The 22,327-nt window shown below is 70.0% G+C and carries 20 protein-coding genes and 1 tRNA gene; 9 read left to right on the top strand and 12 right to left on the bottom strand.

Annotation, left to right across the window (positions count from 1 at the left end):
- Window positions 1-362 precede the first annotated feature (362 nt).
- Window positions 363-659 carry a hypothetical protein gene (locus QM782_RS15770; RefSeq protein WP_415203851.1) on the top strand — a complete coding sequence of 99 codons (297 nt, stop codon included), beginning with the start codon at window positions 363-365 and terminating at the stop codon, window positions 657-659.
- On the opposite strand, the gene QM782_RS15765 is transcribed toward QM782_RS15770, so the two are convergent.
- The 7 genes from QM782_RS15765 to QM782_RS15735 form a co-directional block, all read right to left on the bottom strand.
- The gene (locus QM782_RS15765; protein WP_415203850.1) at window positions 660-1,430 is read right to left on the bottom strand and encodes an SDR family NAD(P)-dependent oxidoreductase; all 771 of its coding nucleotides are present in this window, start codon (window positions 1,428-1,430) and stop codon (window positions 660-662) included.
- A 26-nt stretch (window positions 1,431-1,456) separates the two neighbouring features.
- Complete coding sequence (locus QM782_RS15760) at window positions 1,457-2,956, bottom strand: aldehyde dehydrogenase family protein (RefSeq protein WP_415203849.1); 1,500 nt, start codon at window positions 2,954-2,956, stop codon at window positions 1,457-1,459.
- Window positions 2,957-3,313: 357 nt separating this feature from the next.
- Window positions 3,314-4,972, bottom strand: a complete 1,659-nt coding sequence (locus QM782_RS15755) for an acyl-CoA dehydrogenase family protein (RefSeq protein WP_415203848.1) — start codon at window positions 4,970-4,972, stop codon at window positions 3,314-3,316.
- A gap of 108 nt (window positions 4,973-5,080) precedes the next feature.
- Complete coding sequence (locus QM782_RS15750; RefSeq protein WP_415205660.1) at window positions 5,081-6,292, bottom strand: CoA transferase; 1,212 nt, start codon at window positions 6,290-6,292, stop codon at window positions 5,081-5,083.
- Window positions 6,292-7,503 carry an acetyl-CoA C-acetyltransferase gene (locus tag QM782_RS15745; RefSeq protein ID WP_415203847.1) on the bottom strand — a complete coding sequence of 404 codons (1,212 nt, stop codon included), beginning with the start codon at window positions 7,501-7,503 and terminating at the stop codon, window positions 6,292-6,294. Before QM782_RS15745 ends, QM782_RS15750 begins: the two co-directional genes overlap by 1 nt.
- On the bottom strand, window positions 7,500-9,467 hold the full coding sequence (locus QM782_RS15740; RefSeq protein WP_415203846.1) for an AMP-binding protein: 1,968 nt from the start codon (window positions 9,465-9,467) through the stop codon (window positions 7,500-7,502). Before QM782_RS15740 ends, QM782_RS15745 begins: the two co-directional genes overlap by 4 nt.
- 3 nt (window positions 9,468-9,470) lie before the next feature.
- Window positions 9,471-10,019: a MaoC family dehydratase gene (locus QM782_RS15735; protein ID WP_415205659.1), complete on the bottom strand. Its 549-nt coding sequence runs from the start codon at window positions 10,017-10,019 to the stop codon at window positions 9,471-9,473.
- A 184-nt stretch (window positions 10,020-10,203) separates the two neighbouring features.
- Between QM782_RS15735 and QM782_RS15730 the strand changes: the two genes are divergently transcribed.
- A complete protein-coding gene (locus QM782_RS15730; protein ID WP_415203845.1) occupies window positions 10,204-11,370 on the top strand; it encodes a CaiB/BaiF CoA transferase family protein in 1,167 nt (388 codons plus the stop codon).
- Window positions 11,367-12,593: a CaiB/BaiF CoA transferase family protein gene (locus tag QM782_RS15725; RefSeq protein ID WP_415203844.1), complete on the top strand. Its 1,227-nt coding sequence runs from the start codon at window positions 11,367-11,369 to the stop codon at window positions 12,591-12,593. Before QM782_RS15730 ends, QM782_RS15725 begins: the two co-directional genes overlap by 4 nt.
- A 143-nt stretch (window positions 12,594-12,736) precedes the next feature.
- On the opposite strand, the gene QM782_RS15720 is transcribed toward QM782_RS15725, so the two are convergent.
- Window positions 12,737-13,663, bottom strand: coding sequence for a LysR family transcriptional regulator (locus QM782_RS15720; protein WP_415203843.1), 927 nt, complete (start codon window positions 13,661-13,663; stop codon window positions 12,737-12,739).
- Between the two features lie 79 nt (window positions 13,664-13,742).
- On the opposite strand from QM782_RS15720, the gene QM782_RS15715 reads away from it, so the two are divergent.
- The 6 genes from QM782_RS15715 to QM782_RS15690 are packed head-to-tail and all read left to right on the top strand — an operon-like array spanning window position 13,743 to window position 18,715.
- The gene (locus QM782_RS15715) at window positions 13,743-14,630 is read left to right on the top strand and encodes an HpcH/HpaI aldolase/citrate lyase family protein (RefSeq protein ID WP_415203842.1); all 888 of its coding nucleotides are present in this window, start codon (window positions 13,743-13,745) and stop codon (window positions 14,628-14,630) included.
- A 14-nt stretch (window positions 14,631-14,644) separates the two neighbouring features.
- Window positions 14,645-14,998 (top strand): CoA transferase, encoded by a 354-nt coding sequence (locus QM782_RS15710; RefSeq protein ID WP_415203841.1) that lies wholly within the window; start codon window positions 14,645-14,647, stop codon window positions 14,996-14,998.
- A 34-nt stretch (window positions 14,999-15,032) separates the two neighbouring features.
- Window positions 15,033-15,842, top strand: a complete 810-nt coding sequence (locus QM782_RS15705) for an enoyl-CoA hydratase/isomerase family protein (RefSeq protein ID WP_415203840.1) — start codon at window positions 15,033-15,035, stop codon at window positions 15,840-15,842.
- Between the two features lie 9 nt (window positions 15,843-15,851).
- On the top strand, window positions 15,852-16,733 hold the full coding sequence (locus QM782_RS15700) for a MaoC/PaaZ C-terminal domain-containing protein (protein WP_415203839.1): 882 nt from the start codon (window positions 15,852-15,854) through the stop codon (window positions 16,731-16,733).
- Window positions 16,734-16,760: 27 nt separating this feature from the next.
- Window positions 16,761-17,510: an SDR family NAD(P)-dependent oxidoreductase gene (locus QM782_RS15695; RefSeq protein WP_415203838.1), complete on the top strand. Its 750-nt coding sequence runs from the start codon at window positions 16,761-16,763 to the stop codon at window positions 17,508-17,510.
- Between the two features lie 14 nt (window positions 17,511-17,524).
- Window positions 17,525-18,715: a CaiB/BaiF CoA transferase family protein gene (locus QM782_RS15690; protein WP_415203837.1), complete on the top strand. Its 1,191-nt coding sequence runs from the start codon at window positions 17,525-17,527 to the stop codon at window positions 18,713-18,715.
- A gap of 583 nt (window positions 18,716-19,298) precedes the next feature.
- Here QM782_RS15690 and QM782_RS15685 read toward each other — a convergent pair.
- The 4 genes from QM782_RS15685 to hscA form a co-directional block, all read right to left on the bottom strand.
- A tRNA-Val gene (locus tag QM782_RS15685) sits at window positions 19,299-19,373 on the bottom strand.
- A gap of 26 nt (window positions 19,374-19,399) precedes the next feature.
- Window positions 19,400-20,116, bottom strand: a complete 717-nt coding sequence (gene dnaQ, locus QM782_RS15680; protein WP_415205658.1) for a DNA polymerase III subunit epsilon — start codon at window positions 20,114-20,116, stop codon at window positions 19,400-19,402.
- Entirely contained in the window at window positions 20,113-20,451 is a 339-nt protein-coding gene (fdx, locus tag QM782_RS15675) for an ISC system 2Fe-2S type ferredoxin (protein WP_415203836.1), read from the bottom strand. The genes dnaQ and fdx overlap by 4 nt, the downstream gene beginning before the upstream one ends.
- 3 nt (window positions 20,452-20,454) lie before the next feature.
- A complete protein-coding gene (gene hscA / locus QM782_RS15670; protein WP_415203835.1) occupies window positions 20,455-22,326 on the bottom strand; it encodes a Fe-S protein assembly chaperone HscA in 1,872 nt (623 codons plus the stop codon).
- Window position 22,327: the final 1 nt, after the last annotated feature.

Below are 22,327 nucleotides of genomic sequence, written 5' to 3'. Positions count from 1 at the left end.
CCGCCTGGGCCAGGCTGCACCGCCTGCGCGGGGCGATGGCGGCCGAGGCACAGGACCGGGAACGGCTAGGCGATGCCGTCGACGTGGGCGATGCGACCTGGCGGAGCCGGAACAGCGGTGCGCCCCTGCCGTGCAGGCGGCTCGGCCCAAGGGCCACGGCCCGGTGCGGCTGCAACGGATCACCGATGCGGCGGCACCGGGCGTGCCGGAGACCTTCATCCAGCGCGACGCCGTCCAGGGCGCCACCATCCGCATCGCACGGCCCGGGGACTACCGCACGGGGCGCGCGGCCCTGGGCCGTGCGTGCGCGCACGCCGCCGCTTCGGGGGCGGCCTCGCGCCGTCGCCCAGGCCCGGCAGCGGATGCAGAGCAGCCACCAGCGGCACATCCCGCCGTCCCTGTTGGATGTGCTGTTGCAGGAACTCGTGCTCCGGTTCGACCGGCGCGGCGCCAATTCGGTGGGCCGGACGTTCCGCGGTCTGCTGCGACACGCCGTGCACATGCCGCCATCCACCGACCGGGACATCGTCCAGGCCAAGCCGTCACGTCATGGCACGGCCAGGCCGTTGAGGAACCGTCGGGCTCGGATGGAAGCTGCGCTGCAGCGCCTGTACGGCAGGCGCATGCAGCTCGCTTTTCAGCAGCAACGCGGGGCGTGATCAGCGCGTGAGATAGCCCCCATCCACCGGCAGCGGCACGCCCGTGACGAACGATGCGTCGTCCGACAGCAGCCACAGCGCGGCATGCGCCACCTCCTCGGGCCGTCCCGCGCGCCCCATGGGCACGATGGCCATCAGGCGCGCCCGGTTGGCCTCCGCGTCCTGGTGGTCGTCGGCGCGGCCGAAGAACTTGGGCAGCATGGGCGTGTCGATGGGCCCGGGGCACACGGCGTTGACGCGGATGCCGTCGGCTGCGAAGCGCTGCGCCAGCGACATCGTCAGGCCCACCACGCCGAACTTGGCCATGGAGTACACGGGGCTGTGCATGGAGCCCACCAGCCCGCCGATGGAGGACGTGAACACGATGGCGCCGCCGCCGCGCTGGCGCATGTGCGGCGCGACCTCGGCGGCGCTGATGAGCGCGGAGGTCATGTTCAGGTCGATCGAGGCACGGTATTCGTCCATGTCGATGCCCTCGACCTTGGCGGTGCCGGGCATGCCCGCATGCGCCCACAGCAGGTCCACGCCGCCCAGCCAGGCGGCGCTCTCGGCGATCACGCGCCTGCACTCCTCGGGTTGGGACAGATCGGCGACGAACGCCTTGGCCGAGCCGCCGTTGCCGGTGATGGCCGCCGCGACTTCCTCGGCCTTGGCCTTGTCGTAGTCGACCACCGCGACCTTGGCGCCCTCGCGGGCGAACAGCTCGCAGCCGGCGCGGCCCATGCCGGAGCCGCCGGCGGTGACGATGGCCAGTTTGTTCTTCAGTCTCATGGGTGTCTCCTGGAGTGGAACGCGCTTCAAGCGTCGAGATTGAAGTTGACGGTCTTGAGTTCGGTGAACGCCTCGATGGACGGCCAACCGCCCTCGCGCCCGATGCCCGAGCTCTTGACGCCGCCCATGGGCGCGTTGGGCACGCTGGCATAGCCGTTGATGCCGATGGAGCCACTGCGGATGGCCCGCGCCACGCGCAACGCCCGCGTCACGTCGGTGGTGAAGACGCAGCCGGCCAGCCCGTATTCGCTGTCGTTGGCGATGCGGACGGCCTCCTCCTCGGTGTCGAAGGGAATCACGCACAGCACGGGGCCGAAGATCTCCTCGCGTGCCACGCGGAACTGGTTGCTCACGTTGGTGAACAGCGCCGGGTTGATCCAGTTGCCCTCGGCCAGGTCGCCGCCGGGCCGGTCGCCGCCGAACTGCAAGGTCGCGCCTTCCTGCTGGCCGCTTTCCACGTAGCCCAGGATGCGCTCCACCTGGCGCCTGGAGATGATGGGCGCCGAGGTGGTGGTGGACTCGAAGGGATTGCCGAACTTCACCTTCTTGACCTGCTCCGCGGCGTGGTGCACGAACTCGTCGAGCAGCGAGCGGTGCACCAGCGCCCGCGAGGGCGTGGAGCACACCTGTCCGGACAGGAAGGTGGAGCACAGGCCCATCAGCTGCGTGGCGGTGGCCGCCAGGCTGCGCGTGTCGGGAAAGACGATGCCGGCGCTCTTGCCGCCCAGCTCCAGCGAGAGGCGCTTCATGTTGCCGCCGCTGGCCAGCAGAATGCTGCGCCCGGTCTGCGGGCTGCCAGTGAAGGTGACCTTGTCCACGCCCGGGTGGGCCGACAGCGCCGAGCCGGTCGCGCCCGCGCCCGTCACCAGGTTGAACACGCCGGGCGGCAGGTCGCTCTCGGCCACGATGCGGGCCAGGCGGGTGACGGACAGGTTGGTGTATTCCGAGGGCTTGACCACCACCGTGCAGCCGGCGGCCAGCGCGGGGCCGACCTTGTTGGCGAACATCAGCAGCGGCGCGTTCCAGGCCAGGATGGCGGCCACCACGCCCACCGGCTCGCGGAACGACATGTACTGCATGTTCGAGGCCGCGGTGAACTGCGGATAGGTCTCGCCGGTGATCTTGTCGGCCCAGCCGGCGTAGCTGTCCATCACGTCGGCGGTGGCCTTGGCCGAGACGCGGGTGTTGCGGCTCAGGTGGTAGGGGATGCCGTTGTCCAGCGTCTGCAGCTTGGCGATTTCCTCCTCGGCGTCGTAGATGCGCTCGATGAAGCGCTGCAGGATGCGCTTGCGGTCCTGCGCGGCCATGCGCGGCCAGGGGCCTTCGTCGAAGGCCTTGCGGGCCGCCGCCACGGCTTCATTCACGCCGCGCTCGCCCGCCTCGGGGAAGCTGCCCATCACCTGCTGGGTGTTGGGGTTGATCTGGTCGAAGCGCGGGCCGTCCCAGTCCAGCCATTGGCCGTCGATGAACAACTGGCCGGGGCGCAGGTCGAGGCTGGCATGCACGCTCTGTACGGTCTCTGTCATGGACTTGTCTCCTCATCACGTTCAGATCATTCGAACTTCAGTGGCCGAGGCGTGGTGGTTGCCAGGCATGTCCTGGTCCGCCACGCCGGCCACATCTTCGGCGGGCGCGCCCACCTGCGCCGCAGGTTGCACGCGGCAACCCTGGTGGGCGCGCGCTTCGACCCCGTGCCTCAGGCCTTCCACGCCAGGTCGCGGGCCGCCGGCGAGCGCCAGAAGGTCGCACAGGCCGACTGCATGCACGAGCTGCTGCCCATCTTGAACGCCATCGCTCGCCCCGGTCGCCTTGGCGCAAGGAACTCGCCGAGGTTCGGCAATCCAGCCCGTTCGTCAAGATGGTGGCCTGTCGTTGACAGGAATTCAGACGGCCAAGGCGTCGTCCAGCAAGCTGCGTGCGATCACCTTGAGCGCCAGCGTCTCCTCCGCGCCCTCGAAGATCGACAGCACGCGCGCATCGACGAAGTAGCGGCTGACCGGCGTCTCCTCGGCATAGCCCATGCCGCCGTGGATCTGCTGCGCCTCGCGCGTCACGCTCTCGGCCGAGCGGCAGGCGAAGAGCTTGACCAGGCTCGCCTCCATGCGGCCCTTGCCCTGGTCGATCTGCTCGCCGATGGCGTAGGCCAGGTAGCGGCAGGCGGCGAAGCGGGCCGCCATCTTCGCGATCTTGATCTGCGTGAGCTGGTAGTCGGCCAGCGGCGCGTCGAACACGCGGCGGTCCTTGGCGTAGCGGATGGCGGCGGTGAGTGCCGCGCGCATCACGCCCAGGGCGCGGCCCGAGGTCTGGATGCGGCCGCCCACCATGCCGGCCATGGTCAGGTAGAAGCCCTTGCCCAGCCCGGCCTCGCCGCCGACCACGTTGGCGTCGGGCACGAAGAAGTCCTCGAAGGCCAGGTCGAACGAGTGCATGCCGCGGTAGCCGATGGTCGGGATGGCGCGGCCATGCAGCCTGCCGCCGCCGTCCTGCACGTAGGTGAACTCGTGGCCGTCGTAGGACGGCTTTTCCACCAGCAGCAGGCTCAGGCCCTTGTGGCCCAGGGATCGATCCGGGTTGGTACGGGTCACGGCCATCAGCAGGCCGGCCTTGCCCGCGAAGGTGCACCAGGTCTTGGCGCCGTTGAGCAGCCAGCCGCCTTGGGTGCGCGTGCCGCGCAGCGACAGGCTGGCGACGTCGGAGCCGTAGTCGGGCTCGGTGATGCCGATGGCGCACAGCGGCTGGCCCGCCGCGATCCGGGGCAGCCACAGCGCCTTCTGCTCGGGCGTGCCGCCAGCCATCAGGGCGCGCGACAGGATCTCGGGGCGCGTGATCAGGCTGCCGGCGGCGGCCAGCGAGGCTTCGGAAAGCGCCTCGGTCACGGCGATCATCATCGGCGTGTTCTCGCGCCCGCCCGGGGCGCTGCCGCCGAATTCCTCGGGAATGGACAGGCCGAAGACACCCATCTCGCGCATCGGCTGCAGCAGCGACTCGGGCACCGTGAGGTCGTGGCGGTGGATCTTCTCGGCCTCGGGCGCGACCACGTCGGCGGCGAAGCGGCGGAAGGCGTCGCGCGCCATGGCGGTGTCTTCGTCGAGCGGCACGTCGCCGATCTCGCCATCGGCCTCGGCCACGGCCTGGCCCAGGCGGGCCAGCGCCGTCATGCTGCCGGCGGCGCTGCGCAGGCGGCGCGCCGCGCCGCTGGCGCCCAGGGCGCGCAGCGCGGCATCGTCGAGGCCGCATTCCAGGAAGATGGTGGTCAGGCGTGCCAGCACGCTGTCCAGGGCTTCGCTGGCGAAGGCCAGGCCGAGCGCGGCATCGAGCGGGGAGACCTGCCCGCCCTGGCCGGCCAGGGCCTGGGCGGCCAGCAGGTCGGCGTTGGCGAGGGCCAGTTCGTAGCTCAGGCCCTGGTTGTCGTCGAGCAGGCGGGCGTCGAGCTTGCCGCCTTGGGCGCAGCGCTGCGCGATGGCGCGGGTGGCCTGGGCGAACAGGGCCTGGAGCTGCTCCAGCAAGGCCTTGGCGTCGGTGGAGGAAAAAACGTCGGTCATGGGATGGGTTCCAAGGGTTCGGGACGGGCCCCAACGAAGAACGGACAAGGCGCTTTGCAAATGGGCAAGCGTCTTGTCCGTACCTGCTCGGGCGTCAGTGGTGGCGTGTCAGCGCACGAGGCCCGCGTCGTGCAGTTGGCCGATCCGTGCGGCGGGCAGGTCGAGCACGCGGGCCAGCACGTCGTCGGTGTGCTCGCCCAGCCGGGGCGCGCACACGCCGGGCTCGCGCGGCAGGCCCGAGAACGCCGCGGCCGCGCCGGGCGCGGGATAGCGGTGCCCGCTGGGGTGCTCCAGCTCGGTGAACATCGGCCCGGCCAGCGACAGGCGCGGATCGTCGCGCAGCGCCTGCGACAGCGTGCGGTACGGACTCCAGCACACGCCCTGCGCGTCGAAGCGGTCGCGCACCTGGGCCAGCGCAAGCGCGCCGACGGCCCGCTCGAACAGCGGGAACAGCACGTCGCGGTGCACGAAACGCAAGCCCTCGTCGCGCTCGAACGACAGGCCCAGGCGCCCCTCGATGTCCTTGACCGCGGCGGTCAGGTCCAGCGCGGCGAGCAGCGTCGTCCATTGCTTGGGCGTGATGGCCACGACCATGACGCGCTCGCCGTCCGCCGTGGCGAAGTCGCGCCCGAAGGCGCCGAACAGCGCGTTGCCGTAGCGCGGCCGGTCGCCGCCGGTCAGCACCTCGGCCACCTGGCCGGTGTTGGCGAGGGCCGCCAGCGCCACGTCGGACAGCGGCACCGTCACCTCGTGCCCGCGGCCGGTGCGCAGGCGGTCGCGCTCCGCCGCCAGCGTGGAGAACGCGGCATAGGCGCCCGCCAGCAGGTCCCAGGCGGGCAGCACGTGGTTGACCGGGTTGGCACCGCTTTCCGCGCCCCCCGTCATGTAGGGGATGCCGATGGCGGCGTTGACGGTGTAGTCCACCGCCGAGCCGCCGTCGCCCCAGCCCATGACGCGCACCGAGATCAGGTCCTCGCGGCGCTTCTTCAGCCGTTCGTGGGCGAGGAAGCCTTCCTTGGGAAAGTTCGTCACCAGGATGCCGCCGTCGGCGCCGGGGGCGGTGATGAGGTCGGCGATGAGTTCCCGACCCTCGGGGCGCGAGAAGTCGATGGCGATCGACTGCTTGCCCTTGTTCAGGCCCTCCCAGTAGAAGCTGCCCCCGCCGGGCGAGACCGGCCAGCGCTTGAAGTCGGGCCCGCCGCCGATGGGGTCGATGCGGATGACTTCGGCGCCCAGCTGGCGCAGGTGCAGCGCGCACGAGGGCGCGGCGATGAACGACGCGCATTCGATGATGCGCAGGCCGGTCAGCAGCGGCACCATCACGCCACGCGCTCGAACACGGCGGCCAGGCCCTGCCCGCCGCCGATGCACATGGTCTCCAGGCCGTAGCGGGCCTCGCGGCGCGCCAGTTCGCGCAGCATCGTCGTCAGGATGCGCACGCCCGTGGCACCCACCGGGTGGCCCAGCGAGATGCCGGAGCCGTTCACGTTCAGCCGCGCGTAGTCGCCCTCGCCGAAGCCCAGGGCCGTGGTGCAGGCCAGCACCTGGGCCGCGAACGCCTCGTTCAGCTCGATCAGGTCCAGGTCCTTCAGCGCCAGGCTCGCGCGGCGCAGCACCAGCTCGACCGCCGGCACCGGGCCGATGCCCATGCGCTCCGGCTCCACCCCGGCCACCGCCCAGTTCACCAGGCGGCCGTAGGGCTTGAGGCCCAGCGCCTCGGCCTTTTCCGGCGTGGTCACGATGCAGGCCGCGGCGCCGTCGTTCTGGCCGCTGGCGTTGCCGGCCGTGACGGTCGCCTCCTTGTCGACGCCGGCGCGCACCGGCCGCAGCGTTCCGAGGCTGTCCAGCGTCACGTCGGCGCGCGGATGCTCGTCCACCGCCAGTTCGACCGGGCCTTTGCGGCCCTTGACCGTGACCGGCACGATCTCCTCGGCGAAGCGGCCGCTCTGCTGGGCCGCCACCGCGTTGGCGTGCGAGCGCGCCGCCAGTTCGTCCTGCGCCTGGCGCGTGATGCCGTACTCGCGGCGCAGGTTCTCCGCCGTCTCCAGCATGCCGCCCGGCACCGGGTGGTGCCTGCCGCCGGAGGTGATGCGCCCGCGCGCGATGCGGTCCCAGAACGGCTGCGAGTCGCCCTTCAGGCCGAAGCGCCCGCCCAGCACGTAGTGCTCGGCCTGGCTCATGCTCTCGGCGCCGCCGGCGATCACCAGGTCGCAGGCACCGGTCTGCACGCGCATGGCCGCGTCGATCACGGCCTGCAGCCCCGAGCCGCAGCGCCGGTCGATCTGCAGCCCCGGCACGCGGATGCCCAGCTGGGCGTTCAGCGCGGCCACGCGGCCGATGGCCGGCGCCTCGCCGTTGGGGTAGCACTGGCCGAAGATCACGTCGTCGATGTGCTTGGGGTCGAGCTTGGTGCGGGCGACCAGTTCGGTCAGCACCCGCTCGGCCAGGTCGGCCGCCGGAACGTCCTTGAACATGCCGCCGTAGCGGCCCACCGGCGTGCGCACCGGTTCGCAAATGACTGCTTGTCTCATGATTTTTCTCCCTCCCGCAGGGGGATGCTTTCCAAAGGGGTGGCGGGGTCGAGGGCGGACAGGTCGCCGATCGGCTCGCCGAGGTAGCGCGCGCGGATGGCGCGCCGCATGATCTTGCCATTCTTGGTCTTGGGCAGCGTATCCACGATGTGGATGCGCGAGGGCAGCATGCCCTTGCCGACCGCCGCGACCATCGCTGTCGACAGCTCTGCCTCGCCCAGCGTCGCGCCGGGGCGGGCAACGACGAAGGCCACCGCCGTCTGGCCCTTCATCTCGTCGGGCGCGCCGATCACGCCCGCCTCGGCCACGCCAGCCTGGGCCACCAGGGCGGACTCGATCTCCGCCGGGCCGATGCGCCGGCCGCTGATCTTCAGCGTGTCGTCGGAGCGGCCGTGGATGTGCCAGAAGCCCTGGGCATCGATGCTGGCGAGGTCGCCATGCACCCACACGTCGGGCCAGCGGCTCCAGTAGGTGTCGAGGAAGCGCGCGTCGTCGCGCCAGAAGCTGTGCGCCATGCCCGGCCAGGTGTTGAGCACCACCAGCTCGCCGACCTCGTCGGTGCTGCGGCCGTCGGCGTCGAACACGTCCACGTCCATCCCCGGCACGGGACCGCAGAATGATGCGGGCGCATGGGGCGCGATGGTGTAGCCGGAGATGATGCCGCCGCCGATCTCGGTGCCGCCCGAGTAGTTCAGGATGGGCAGGCGCTTTTGGCCCACGGTCTCGAACAGCCAGTGCCAGGTCGGCTCGTCCCAGGCTTCGCCGGTGGACGCGAAGGCGCGCAGGGTGGACAGGTCGGCCTCGGGGCGCCCGCCGTCGAGCGTCGTGCGCAGGCCGCGCGCCGCCGTGGGCGCGATGCCCAGGAAGGTGGAGCGGTTGCGCTCCACGATGCGCCAGAGCCTGTCGGCATCGGGGAAGTCGGGCACGCCCTCGATCAGCACCAGGGTCGCGCCCAGGTGCAGGCCGCCGATGAGCATCAGCGGCCCGAGCATCCAGCCCATGTCGGCGATCCAGGTGACGACGTCGTCCTGCTGGATATCGAACACGTAGCCGAAGTCGATGGCCGCCTTGAGCAGCATGCCCGCGTGCGAGTGCACGATGCCCTTGGGCGCGCCGGTGGTGCCCGAGGTGTAGAGCACGAACAGCGGGTCGTTGGGGTCGAGCGCCACGGTCGCGGGCGGGGTCAGTCCGGCCAGCGTGGGCAGCGTGTCCCACCAGTGGTCGCGGCCCGCCGCCATCGGCACGTCCTGGCCGCTGTTGCGCACCACGATGGTGTGGCGCACGGAGGGGGAGATGGCGACGGCGGCGTCCGCCGTCTCCTTCATGGAGATGCGCTTGCCGCGCCGCGTGGTGCCATCGACGGTGACGAGCAGCGCCGACTCCGACGCCTGCAGCCGCGTGGCGAGGGCATCGCTGCCGTAGCCCGAGAACGCCGGCACGAAGATGGCGCCGATCTTGGCGCAGCCCATCAGCACGACCGCCGCCTCGGGCGTGGGCGGGCCGAACAGGGTGACGCGGTCGCCCTTGCCGATGCCCAGCGCCTGGATGGCACCGGCGAACACATCGACCTCGGCGCGCAGCTGCGCATAGGTCAGGGAGCGGTGGTGGCCCGCATCGGCTTCATAGACGACGGCTTTCTTGCCGGCGGTCCGCGGGTCGGCGGCATGCCGCTCCACGCAGCTCCACACGGCGTTGAGCGTCTGCCCCGCGAACCAGCGCGGGAAGGCGCGGCCGCGGCTTTCGTCGCGCACCGCGCCGGGCGTGCCCTGGAAGACGACGCCCAGGTCCTGCGCGGCTTCGGGCCAGAACCAGTCGGGCCGCTCCACCGAGGCGCGGTGGAATTCCTCCAGGCCAGCGAAGCCCCAGCGCTTCATCGAATTCGCGAGCTTGCTGCGCGCGATGTGCTCGGGCCCCGGGCGCCACACCGCGTCGGCGGCGGCACCGAATCGTGATCGTCCCCGCATGGCTCAGGCCTGCTGCGCCTGCGCCTTGGCGCCTTCACGGGTGAGCATCAGGCCGACGCGTGTGCATTCGACGACGATCTCGTCGCGCTGGTTCAGCGCGACGTGCTTGAAGGTCACGATGCCCGAGTCGTTGCGCTTCTTGGAGAGGCGGCGGTCCAGGATCTCGGTGCGCACGCGGATGGTGTCGCCGTGGAAGGTGGGCTTGGGGAACTTGATTTCCTGGAAGCCGAGGTTGCCCAGCGTGGTGCCCAGGGTGGTTTCATACACCGTGATGCCGGCCACCAGGGCCAGCAGGAACATGCTGTTGACCAGGCGCTGGCCGTAGATGCTGGTCTTGCAGTACTCCGCGTCGATGTGCAGCGGCGCGCAGTTGTAGGTCATGGCGGAGAAGAGGAGGTTGTCCGTCTCTGTCACCGTCCTGCGGATCGCGTGCTCGACGACGGAGCCAGGCTCCAGATCTTCGTAGTACATGCCGGCCATGGTTTGCTCCTTGCTGTTGGTCTGAAACGAGAAAACGCGGGCGGGGAATCCGTCCGGTGCTCCGCATCCTATGCAGCCCCTTGGACAGCATCAATTTTCCTGTTGCGAAGCACCGGTTCAGTTTTGGCGAAGCCTCGGCCCCGCCGCACATTGCTTCGCGAAGCGAGAAGCCCGGATTCGGAAATCGAAAATTGGCTTGCAGGTCCCGCTCGCTTACCGTCCGGCTCCAGCTTCATTCCACCGAGGAAACAACAACATGAGACAAGACAGCACCGGCCCGCTGGCCGGAGTCAAGATCATCGAACTCGGCGGCATCGGCCCCGGGCCTTTCGCGGCCATGCTGCTGTCGGACCTCGGGGCCGACGTGCTGCGCATCGATCGCATCACCGCCTCGGACAGCGGCATCGCCATGCCCGAGAAATTCAACCTGCTGCACCGGGGCCGGCGCTCGGTGGCGATGGACCTCAAGAAGCCGCAGGCGGTCGAGGCCGTGCGCGAGCTGGTGGCGCAGGCCGACGCGCTCATCGAGGGTTTCCGCCCCGGCGTGGCCGAGCGGCTGGGCCTCGGGCCGGATGCCTGCCTGGCCGCCAATCCGCGCCTGGTCTATGGCCGCATGACCGGCTGGGGGCAGGACGGGCCGCTGGCGCAGGCGCCGGGGCACGACCTGAACTACATCGCCCTCACCGGCGTGCTGCACTCCATCGGCACGCGCGGCGGCCCGCCCGTGCCGCCACTGAACCTGGCGGGCGACTTCGGCGGCGGCGCGCTCTACCTCGCGCTGGGCATCGTCAGTGCCATCCTGGAAGCGCGCGGCAGCGGCAAGGGCCAGGTGGTCGATGCCGCCATGGTGGACGGCAGCGCCTCGCTGATGACCCTGATGTACGGCATGCGCGCGGCGGGCGTGTGGACGGACAAGCGCGGCGACAACCGGCTCGATTCGGGCGCGCCGTTCTACGGCGTCTACGAGACCAAGGACGGCAGGCACGTCGCGCTCGCGTCGAACGAGCCGCGCTTCTACCAGGTCACGCTGGAGAAGCTGGGCCTGTCCGCCGCCGAGATCGCGGCCCTGCCCGGCCAGCACGACCGCAGCGGCTGGGACGTGCTGAAGGACACCTTCGCCCGCATCTTCAAGACGCGCACCCGCGACGAGTGGTGCGCCGTCATGGAAGGCTCCGAGGTGTGCTTCGCCCCGGTGCTGTCCATGGGCGAGGCGCCGCAGCATCCGCACCTGAAGGCGCGCGGCACCTTCGTCGAGCACGACGGCGTGGTGCAGCCCGCCCCGGCCCCGCGCTTCAGCCGCACACCCGGCGCCATCCAGCGCGGCGCACCGCAGCCCGGCCAGCACACCGACGAGGCCCTGGCCGATTGGGGGCTGGGCGAGGCCCGGCGCGCCACGCTGCGCAACGCGGGAGCCATCCAATGAGCGCGCCCAGTTCTGCTCCGCGCCCGCTGGACGGCGTGCGCGTGCTCGCCATCGAGAACTTCATCGCCGGCCCCTTCGCCTCGATGTGGCTGGCCGATGCCGGTGCCGAGGTGGTGAAGATCGAGGAGCCCGGCAAGGGCGACCATTCGCGCAGCACCAGCCCCGTGCGGCCGGACGAGCAAGGCACGCCGCAGAGCCTGTCCTTCCTGCGCTCGAACCGCAACAAGCGCAGCGTCACGCTGAACCTCAAGACCGCGGAAGGCAAGCGCGTTTTCAAGCAACTGGCCGAGAAGGCCGACATCGTGCTGGAGAACCTGCGCCCCGGCGTGATGGACAAGCTGGGCCTGGGGTATGCCGACCTGCGCGAGCTCAACCCCGGGCTGATCTACGTCGCGATCTCCGGCTACGGCCACAGCGACGTGAAGCCCAGCCCCTATACCGAACACCCGGCCTTCGACATCGTGGCCCAGGCCCTCAGCGGCCTGATGTACCGCCCCGAGCGCAGCGGTGACCGCCCGATCTACCTGGGCGTCTCGCTCGGCGACATCCAGGCCGGCATCGTCGCCGCGCAGGGCGCACTGCTGGCGTTGCTGCAGCGCGGAAAGACCGGCAAGGGGCAGAAGGTCGACGTTTCGCTGTACGACGCGGCCATGGTCATCAACGAACTGCCGATCGCCATGTATTCGGCATTCAAGGAGAAGTACCCGCCCGGTGCGCATGCCCTCACGGCGCCGTTCGGCACCTATCGCACGACGGATGGCTACATCGTCATCGCGGTGCTGGGCGAGCACGTCTGGCACCGCTTCTGCGAGGCCATCGGCCAGCCGGAACTCGCCCATGACGAACGCTTCAAGGACGGCCTGTCGCGACGCAACAACCAGAAGGCCATGGATGCCTACATCGAGCCCTGGCTGACGGTACGCACCCGCGCCGAGGCGGTGCAGGCGTTGCTCGACCACGGCGTACCGGCATCGGTGGTCAACGACGTGGACGACCTGTTCGACTGCCCGCACGTCGCGGCACGAGACATGCTCGTGCGACTCGACGATCCGCTGTGGGGCAGCGTGCAGATCCCGGGCAACCCGATCAAGATGAGCGGAGTGCCCGACATCCCCCTCGCCCACCCGCCTCGCCTTGGCGAGCACACGGACGAGGTGCTCACCGGCTGGCTGGGGCTGGCGCCGGCGGAGGTGGTGGCGCTGCGGGCGCAGAAGGTCGTATGAGCCCTGCGGGACGCGCGCCGTCCACTGCCAAGGGCCACACGGCGAAGAACCCGGCATGGGCAGTCGCTCGCACCTGCTGGACCAGGGCGGCCGGCCGATTCGGCCTCCCTTTCCTGTCCCGACCTTCGTCGCCCCCCGGCCGGTCAGACCGGTCGCTCGACGAGTTGTGCGATGAAGTTGCGCGTCGCCACCGACACGCTGCGCCCCGCGGGCGTGGCCACGAACAGGCGACGCGCCGCCCAGGGCTCGTCCAGCGGCACCGTCTGGACGAACTTCAGGTCTTGCGGCGTGAGCATGTGGTCCGGCTGGATCGTGACGCCCTGGTTCACGCGCACCAGGCTCGCGGCCGCATAGACGCTGTTGACGGAGTACTTGGGCTTGAAGGGAATGCCCGCACTCCCCGCGGCGTGGCGCACCTGTGCCATGAGGCTGGTGAACGGAGCGATGGCGATGTAGTTGTGCGCGAGCAGTTCCACGATCTTCACACCGGACTGGCGGGCCAGCGGATGGCCGATGGGCACGACGGCGACGAGCCGGTCCGTCCGGTACTCGAGCACGTTGGGAAGCTCGTCGGTCAGGCCAGGCGCCGCGGCGAAGACTCCGACATCGACTTCGCCCTGCAGCACCGTACGCACCACCTCCGGATTGGCGCCCTCGCGCAGGTCGATATCGACCTGCGGGAAGCTGCGCGCGAACTCCCCGATCTCGCGCGACAGGTACTGAAAGATGATGCCGCCGGTCGATGCGACGCGGACCAGGCCACGCACGCCCTCGGTGAATTCGCTGATGTCGCTGCGGATGTCCTCGAAGATGCCGAAGACCTGCGTCAAATGGCGCGCGAGGACGAGGCCGGCCGCCGTGGGAATGACGCCGCGCGGATTGCGCTCGAACAGCGGCATGCCGACGATCTCTTCCAGATCCTGGATGCGCTTGGTGGCCGCCGAGGCAGCGATGTTCTCGCGCGCCGCGGCCCGCCCCACCTGCCCCTCCTCCACGACCGAGAGAAACAGCTTGAGCGTGAACAGGTCGACCTGGCGGATGAGGTGGACTTTATTGAAGGCTTTGGACATTTCCAGCAGTTGACTGTACTGCCGCATCGGGCCTGAGCGCCCCATTATTTTCCCTCACTCAATCCCATAGGAGACTCCCATGACGACACAGATGAAACCCATCCGCTCCTTTCTCTTCGTTCCGGGCAACAAGGAATCGATGCTGGACAAGGCGGCCAACGCCAAGGCCGACGCACTGATCCTCGACCTGGAGGACAGCGTGCCGCCCGCGGAGAAGATCGCCGCGCGCGCGCTGGTCGCGAGGAAGATCCCCGAGCTCATTCAACAAGGCCAGCGCATCTGGGTGCGCATCAACCGCACCGCGCACGTCTATGACCTGGACGACATCATCGCCGTCGCACAGCCCGGCGTGGAAGGCATCTTCATTTCCAAGCCCTGGGGGCCCGAGGACGTGCACATGGCCTCGTGCATGATCGCCGAGGCCGAGACCCGCGCCAACCTGCCGCTGGGATCCATCCACCTGATTCCGCTGCTGGAAACCGCCCGCTCGCTGCAGCTGTGCTTCGAGATCGCGCAGATGCCGCGGGTCGTCGCGCTCGTCGGCGCCACGGCCAAGAACGCCGACGTGGGCCGCGCACTGAAGTACGTGTGGACGGCCGAGGGCCGCGAGTCCGAATACATGAAGTCCCGCGTGGTGATGGCCGCGCGCGCCGCCGGCAAGCAGCCCATCGGCGGCATCTGGCAGCAGATCAAGGACCTGGAAGGCCTGGCCAAGGCGTCCGCGTTCGACCGGCAGCTGGGCATGTCCGGCGAACTGGCCCTGCACCCGATGCAGGTGGAGACCATCAACCGCACCTACACGCCGACGGCCGAGGAAGTCGCGTACTACCAGGGCATGATCGACGCACTCGAAGAAGCCCAGAAGCAGGGCCGCGCCTCGGTCATGTACGACGGCGAGCACATCGACATCGCCCACGTCAAGACCGCGCGCGAGATCATCGAGCTGGCGCAGTCGTTCGACCGCTGACCGCCAGGGCACCCATGCCGAATGCAGTGGCCCGCCCCCTGGAGGGCATCCGGGTGCTCGATCTGACCGCCGCCCTTGCCGGGCCCTACGGCGCGCTGCTGCTGGGCGGCATGGGGGCGGAAGTGATCCATGTCGAATCGCCCGGCGGCGGCGACATCGCGCGCACCGACCCGCCTTTCGTCGGAAGCTCCGGCATCCACTTCGGCGACAGGCAGGAGGAGGACATCTCCCTGACCATGCTCAACCGCGGCCGCAACAAGAGAAAGCGTCACGCCGGATCTCCAGCCGCCGCAGGGCCATGCGCTGTTCATGCGGCTGGCGAAGGAAGCCGACGCCGTCATCGAGAACATTCAAGACGGCCGGCGTGATCTGAACCGCACTCCTTCTCTCCCTATTCCAACCATGCGCTACGAAGACTTCCAATTCATTCTTTTCGACCGGCAGCCCGACGGTGTGCTGCTCGCCACCCTGAACCGCCCCGAGGTGATGAACGCCACCAACGCGCGCCTGCACTGGGAGCTCACCCAGCTCTGGAGCGTGGTGGACCAGGACCCCACCGTCAAGGTCGTCGTGGTCACGGGTGCCGGTGATCGCGCCTTCTCGGCCGGTGGCGACCTCGCCTTCGTGGAGGAGATGACGGGCAATCACGCGGTCATGTCGGTGGTGATGAAAGAAGCCAGCGACATCGTCTACAACATGCTCGCCTGCGAGAAGCCCATCGTCACCGCCATCAACGGCGTCGCCGTGGGCGCGGGCCTGGCCGTGGCGCTGCTGGCCGACGTGAGCGTGATGGCCGAGGGCGCCCGCATCACCGACGGCCATGCCCGACTGGGCGTGTCGGCCGGCGACCACGCGGCCATCATCTGGCCCCTGCTGTGCGGGGTGGCCAAGGCCAAGTACTACCTGATGACGGCCGACTTCATCGACGGCAAGGAGGCCGAGCGCCTGGGGCTCGTCACCTTCTGCGCGCCGCAGGCCGATGTCGTGCCCAAGGCTCTGGCCATCGCCGCCAAGCTCGCGCGGGGCAGCCAGACGGCGATCCGCGCGACCAAGAAATCGCTCAACAACTGGATGCGCATGGCAGGCCCGATCTTCGACAACTCGCTGGCGCTGGAGATGCTGGGCTTCCTCGGCGCCGATGCGAGGGAAGGCGTCGACGCGCTGCGCAACAAGCGGCAGCCCGACTTCCCGTCCGCCCGCCTGCCCTCCTGAGCGACCGGCATGGCAACCAGGCTACAGGCTCCGCGGCTGCTGGCGCGCGCGTTTTCGCCCATCGAGCACACCTACACGGCGCGCGACACGCGGCTGTATGCGCTGGGCGTCGGCTTCGGCGCCGACCCGCTCGACGCCGGGCAGTTGAACTACGTCTACGGCGGCGCGGACGACGAGACGCTCCTGGCCGTGCCGACCATGGCCAACGTGCTCGCCTACCCGGGTTTCTGGGCACGCGAACCCGATACGGGCATCGACTGGCAGCGGGTGGTCCACACCGAGCAGGAGATCGTGCTGCATGCGCCCATTCCACCCTGGGGGCGCGTCATCGGCACGACCCGGGTGCGCGCCCTGTGGGACAAGGGCCCCGGCAAGGGCGCGCTGATGCTGCAGCAGCGCGAGGTGCATGACGCCGCAACGCGCCAGCCCCTGGCCACCGTGCGGCAGTTGACGCTGTTGCGCGGCGACGGCGGCTTCGGCCCCGGCGCGAGCGAAGGCGCGCCGCCTGCTCAGCATCACCTGCCCGAGCGCGCGCCGGACGCCGCGTGCGACCTCGCGACCATTCCCCAGGCGGCGCTGATCTACCGCCTGAGCGGCGACCTCAACCCCCTGCACGCCGACCCGGCGGTGGCGCACGCCGCCGGCTTCGACCGGCCGCTGCTGCACGGCATGGCCACCATGGGCATCGCGGCCCACGCCGTGCTGCGCGCGGTACTGGCCTACGACGCCACCCGCTTCGCCGGCATGCGCGTGCGCTTCACCGCGCCGGTGGTGCCGGGCGACACGCTGCGCACCGAGCTCTGGATCGACGGCAAGACCGTTTCCCTGCGCACCACAGCGCTCGAGCGTGGCGTGGTCGTTCTGAACAACGCGCGGGTCGACCTGCGCTGACCCCCCAACTTCTCGAGGAGAAACACCGTGGATCTGGGTTTGACCGGCAAAGTCGCCATCGTCACCGGCTCGGCGCGCGGCCTGGGCGCCGCCACCGCGCGCCGCCTGGCGCAGGAGGGCGCCAAGGTCGTCATCACCGACATCAACGCCGAACTGGCACAGGCCACCGCCAAGGCGCTGCAGGCCGAAGGCCTGGCCGCGCACTGCATCGTGGGCGACATCACCAAGGCCGCCGACGTGCAGCGCCTGGTCGACGACACCGTGGCCCACTTCGGCGGCGTGCACGTCCTGGTGAACAACGCCGGCGCGCCGCGCGACAGGTACCTGGTGAAGATGAGCGAGGACGACTGGGACCTGGTGATGAACGTGATGCTCAAGGGCGCGTTCCTCGCCACCAGGGCCGTGATGCCGCGCTACATCGAGCAGGGCTGGGGCCGCGTGATCAACATCAGCTCGCGCGCGCACCTGGGCAACCCCACGCAGGCGAACTACTCGGCGGCCAAGGCCGGCCTGATCGGCATGGCCAAGGCGCTGTCGCTGGAGGAAGGCCGCTACGGCGTCACGGTGAACTGCGTGGCCCCCGGCTTCATGGAAACCGAGATGATCCAGGCCCTGCCCACCTACGAGACGATCAAGGAAAAGGCCATCGCCGCCCAGCCCGTCAAGCGTGCGGGCCGCCCCGAGGACGTGGCCGACGCGGTGGCCTTCCTGGCGAGCGAACGCGCCAGCTTCATCAGCGGCGAGGTGCTGCACGTCACCGGCGGACGCTACGGTTGAAGGAAGCCAGAGCCATGCAGCAACAACAGGTATTGGAAGGCATCCGGGTCCTGGACCTGGGCCGCTACGTCGCCGGGCCGTTCTGCGCCGCCCTGCTGGGGGACTACGGCGCCGAGGTCATCCGCGTGGACCGCGTCGGCGGCAGCGAGGACCGCGACATCGTGCCCGTGTCGGAGCACGGCGACGGCGCCCTGTTCCTCCAGTCGAACCGCAACAAGCGCTCCATCAGCCTCGCCATGGACACCGAGCAGGGCAAGGCGGTGCTGCACAAGCTCATCGCACAGGCGGACGTGGTGATCGCCAACATGCCCGCGCGCACCTTGCAGAACCTGGGCCTGGACTACGAGAGCCTGCGGCGCATCAAGCCGGACGTGATCCTCACCGCCTCGTCCGCCTTCGGCGCCTCGCCCGCGCTGCGCGACCGCATCGGCTTCGACGGCATCGGCCAGGCCATCGGCGGGCTGGTCCACCTCACCGGCGAGCCCGAACGCCCCATGAAGGCCATGGTGCCGGTGGTCGACTTCGCCACCGCCATGGCCTGCGCGCTGGGCACCATGATGGCGCTGTACGAGCGCAAACGCAGCGGCATGGGGCAGGAGGTGGGCGCATCGCTGCTGCAGACCTCGCTCAACTTCTCCAGCGGCGCGCTGATCGAGGAAGCCGTGCTGCGCGTGGACCGCCAGCGCACCGGCAACCGGGCGCCGCACTACGCACCCTCGGACATCTTCCGCGTGAAGGACGGCTGGATCATCACCCAGGTGATCGGCCCGGCCATGTTCAAGCGCTGGGTGCGCCTGATCGGCAAGCCCGAGCTGCTGAACGATCCGCGCCTGCAGGACGACGGCCTGCGCGGCGCGCACGGGGAATGGCTCAGCGAGGTGATGGCCGAATGGTGCGCGCAGTTCACGCGCGAGGAAGCCATCGCCCGGCTGGAAGCGGCGCGCATCCCCGCCGGCCCGGTCAATTCGCCGCGCGAGGTGCTGGACGACCCGCTGATCCGCGAAGCCGGCGCTTTCCACGAGGTGGACTACCCCGGCGCCGCGCGGCCCGTGCCGCTGGCCGCGCCGCCGACCACCCTGTCGCGCACGCCCCCGCGCATCGAACGGCGCCCGCCCACGGCCGGGGAGCACACCGACGAGATCCTGCGGGAGCTGGGCTACTCGACCGCGCAGATCCAGGAGCTGCGCGCGGCGGGCGTGGTCTAGACCGGCCCCCGTTCTCGTAGGGACGGTTGATGGCTTGATTCTCAAGCCGCTCAGCGATTTCCGTTCCTACGGCATCGACGATGGATGCGCAGGCGGCTGGCGTCTCGGATGGACGCTTGGCTGGCTGCATCGACCCGGGAGCGCCAGTGCGAAGTTCGCGGGCGAGCGATCGCCCGGCGCCGAATGCCACTGGCGCGGGTGGTCCCAGCCACGATGGAGCGGAACATCGCCAGCCCAGCCTTGGTCTTGGTCTGCCAACTGCGCCGCTCGATGAGTCCGCATTCCGGCGTGGCGAAGAAGTTCCCGGCCATCGCGTCGCCGTAGGCGCATCGCCCACGCGGCCCATGCTCGGGCCCCATGACCTTGCAGCGCTGACCAAACGCCCCGCTTGGCTGTGTACTGGGAGGACTCAACCGAACGTCGCAGCACAGCATGTGACTGCCGAACTGCACGACTCGTTGATGGTGCTGCTCACCCGGGTCTTTCTATGCAGTCCGCAGTTCAAGGACCGGCGCACTTCGGGCCCACCAAAACAAAAGGCCACCTTGCAGGTGGCCTCGTGCGCTGATTGAACAGCATTTTTTGGTGGGCGGTGCAGGCTTCGAACCTGCGACCCCTGCCGTGTGAAGGCAGTGCTCTACCCCTGAGCTAACCGCCCTGAATCGTGTTCAGGAAAGCCTGTGATTATGCCATAGTTTTTTCGGCGATCCGCCAGACCGTCTTGCCGCCGGTCGACTTGTCGAGCTGCGCCAGCAACGCCTCGTGCGCGGCGAGCTCCGCCTCGCTGGCCTGCAGCACCGGCAGCGCCACGGCCGAGAGGTCGATCCGCGGCACGTCGGCCGCCACGGCCTCGACGGTCTCGACCTCGATCAGCAGCGCGTCCTGGCCGCGCGTCATGTTGATGTAGACGTCGGCCAGCAGCTCTGCGTCCAGCAGCGCGCCGTGCAGCGTGCGGCCGGAGTTGTCGACCTCGAGCCGGCCGCACAGCGCATCCAGCGAGTTGCGCTTGCCCGGGAACATCTCCTTGGCCAGCGCCAGCGAGTCCACGACGTTGTCGACGATGCCGGTGATCGGCCCGCGGCCCAGCAGCTCCAGCTCCTTGTTCAGGAAGCCGACGTCGAACGGCGCGTTGTGGATGATGACCTCGGCGCCCTGCAGGTACTCCAGCAGCTCGTCCGCGATCTCCGCGAACTTGGGTTTGTCGCGCAGGAACTCGTTGCTGATGCCGTGCACCTTCAGCGCGTCCTCGTGGCTGTCGCGCTCGGGGTTCACGTAGAAGTGCTTGTTGTGGCCGGTCAGCTTGCGGTTGAGCAGTTCCACGCAGCCGATCTCGATGATGCGGTCGCCGGTGGCGGCCGACAGGCCGGTGGTTTCGGTGTCGAGGACGATCTGGCGCATCAGTGGTTCTCGCGCGCGTGGTTGATCGTGTAGCGGGGGATCTCCACGGTCAGATCCTGCTGCGCGACGAGCGCCTGGCAGGACAGACGCGACTGCGGCTCCAGGCCCCAGGCCTTGTCGAGCAGGTCTTCCTCGTCTTCCTCCAGCTCGTTCAGCGAGTCGAAGCCCTGGCGCACGACCACGTGGCAGGTGGTGCAGGCGCAGCTCATGTCGCAGGCGTGCTCGATGGCGATGCCGTTGTCCAGCAGCGCTTCGCAGATGCTGGTGCCGGGCGCGGCGCGCAGTTCCGCGCCGGCGGGGCAGATCTCGGGATGGGGCAGGACCTTGATCAGCGGCATGGTTCAGACGGATTCGATGTTCTTGCCGGACAGGACCTGCCGGATGCCGGCGTTCATGCGCGCGGCGGCGAAGGATTCGGTGCCCTTGGCCAGGCGCTCGGTGGCCTCGGCCATGGCGGCGGCCTGGTCCGAGGACCGGGCCTGGCGGGCGGCGGTGATCAGCGCCTGGATGGCGTCGCGCTCGGCGGGCGACAGCAGATCGCCGTCGGCCTGCAGCGCGCTCTGCGTGGCCAGCACCATGCGGTCGAGCTCGACGCGGGCCTCGACCACGGCGCGGGCCTGCATGTCCTGGCTGGCGGTGGCGAAGCTGTCCTGCAGCATGCGGGCGATCTCCTCGTCGGACAGGCCGTAGGAGGGCTTGACGTCCACGTGCGCCTCCACGCCGCTGGTCAGCTCGCGCGCGCCCACGGTCAGCAGGCCGTCGGCGTCGACCGTGAAGGTCACGCGGATGCGCGCCGCGCCGGCGGCCATCGGTGGGATGCCGCGCAGCTCGAAGCGCGCCAGGCTGCGGCAGTCGACCACGAGGTCGCGCTCGCCCTGCACCACGTGCAGAGCCAGGGCGGTCTGGCCATCCTGGTAGGTCGTGAAGTCCTGCGCCATCGCGGTCGGGATGGTCTGGTTGCGCGGCACGATGCGCTCGACCAGGCCGCCCATGGTCTCGATGCCCAGTGACAGCGGGATCACGTCCAGCAGCAGCAGGTCGGCCGCGCCGCTGTTGCCGGCGAGCTGGTCGGCCTGCACGGCCGCGCCCAGCGCCACGACCTCGTCGGGATTCAGGTTGGTCAGCGGCGGGCGGCCGAAGAACGCCTCGACGGCCGTGCGGATCTGCGGCATGCGCGTGGCGCCTCCCACCAGCACGGTGCCCTGCACCTCGGCGGGCGTCAGCCGGGCGTCGCGCAGCGCCTTGCGCACCGCGGCCATGGTGCGGTCCGTCAGATGCCGGGTGCAGGCCTCGAAGTCGGTGCGCGCGACGTCCAGCGCCAGGGTACGGTCGCCCAGGGCCGCGTGCAGCGGCACGCGCTCCGCCGTGCTCAGCGCTTCCTTGGCCGCCCGCGCCGCCAGCCGCAGCACGGCCTGCTGGCGGGCGTCCGCGGCCTGGATGCCGCTGGCCTGCTGCGCCCAGTCAGCCAGCGCGCGGTCGTAGTCGTCGCCGCCCAGCGCGGAATCGCCGCCGGCCGCGATGACCTCGAACACCCCGCGCGACAGGCGCAGGATGGAGATGTCGAAGGTGCCCCCGCCCAGGTCGTACACCGCGTAGACGCCCTCGCTGGCGTTGTCCAGGCCGTAGGCGATCGCGGCGGCGGTCGGCTCGTTGATCAGCCGCAGCACGTTCAGGCCGGCCAGCTGCGCCGCGTCCTTGGTGGCCTGGCGCTGCGCGTCGTCGAAATAGGCCGGGACCGTGATGACGGCGCCGTACAGGTCGGCGTCGAAGCTGTCTTCGGCGCGCTGGCGCAGCGTCGCCAGGATCTCGGCGCTGACCTCCACCGGCGACTTGGGGCCGGCCACGGTCGCGATGCGCAGCATGCCGGAGGCGGCCTCGTCCACGAGCTGGTAGGGCAGCTGCGCCCCGGCCACGTCGGCCGCGCCGCGGCCCATCAGCCGCTTGACCGAGGCGATGGTGTTGGCCGGGTCCGCGGCCAGGGCCGCCAGCGCGTCGTGGCCGATCTGCCGGCCCGGGCCGCCGGCCTGCGGCGGCAGATAGCGCACGACCGACGGCAGGATCACCCGGCCCTGGTCATCGGGCAGGCATTCGGCCACGCCGCTGCGCACGGCCGCCACCAGCGAATGCGTGGTGCCCAGGTCGATGCCGACGGCGATGCGGCGCTGGTGCGGGTCGGGCGAGAAGCCGGGTTCGGAAATCTGAAGAAGCGCCATC

Source organism: Pseudorhodoferax sp. (genome assembly GCF_047601025.1).
Taxonomy (GTDB): Bacteria; Pseudomonadota; Gammaproteobacteria; order Burkholderiales; family Burkholderiaceae_C; genus Pseudorhodoferax.
The sequence above is the reverse complement of the archived record's forward strand: the minus strand, read 5'-3'. Positions and strand labels throughout refer to the sequence as shown.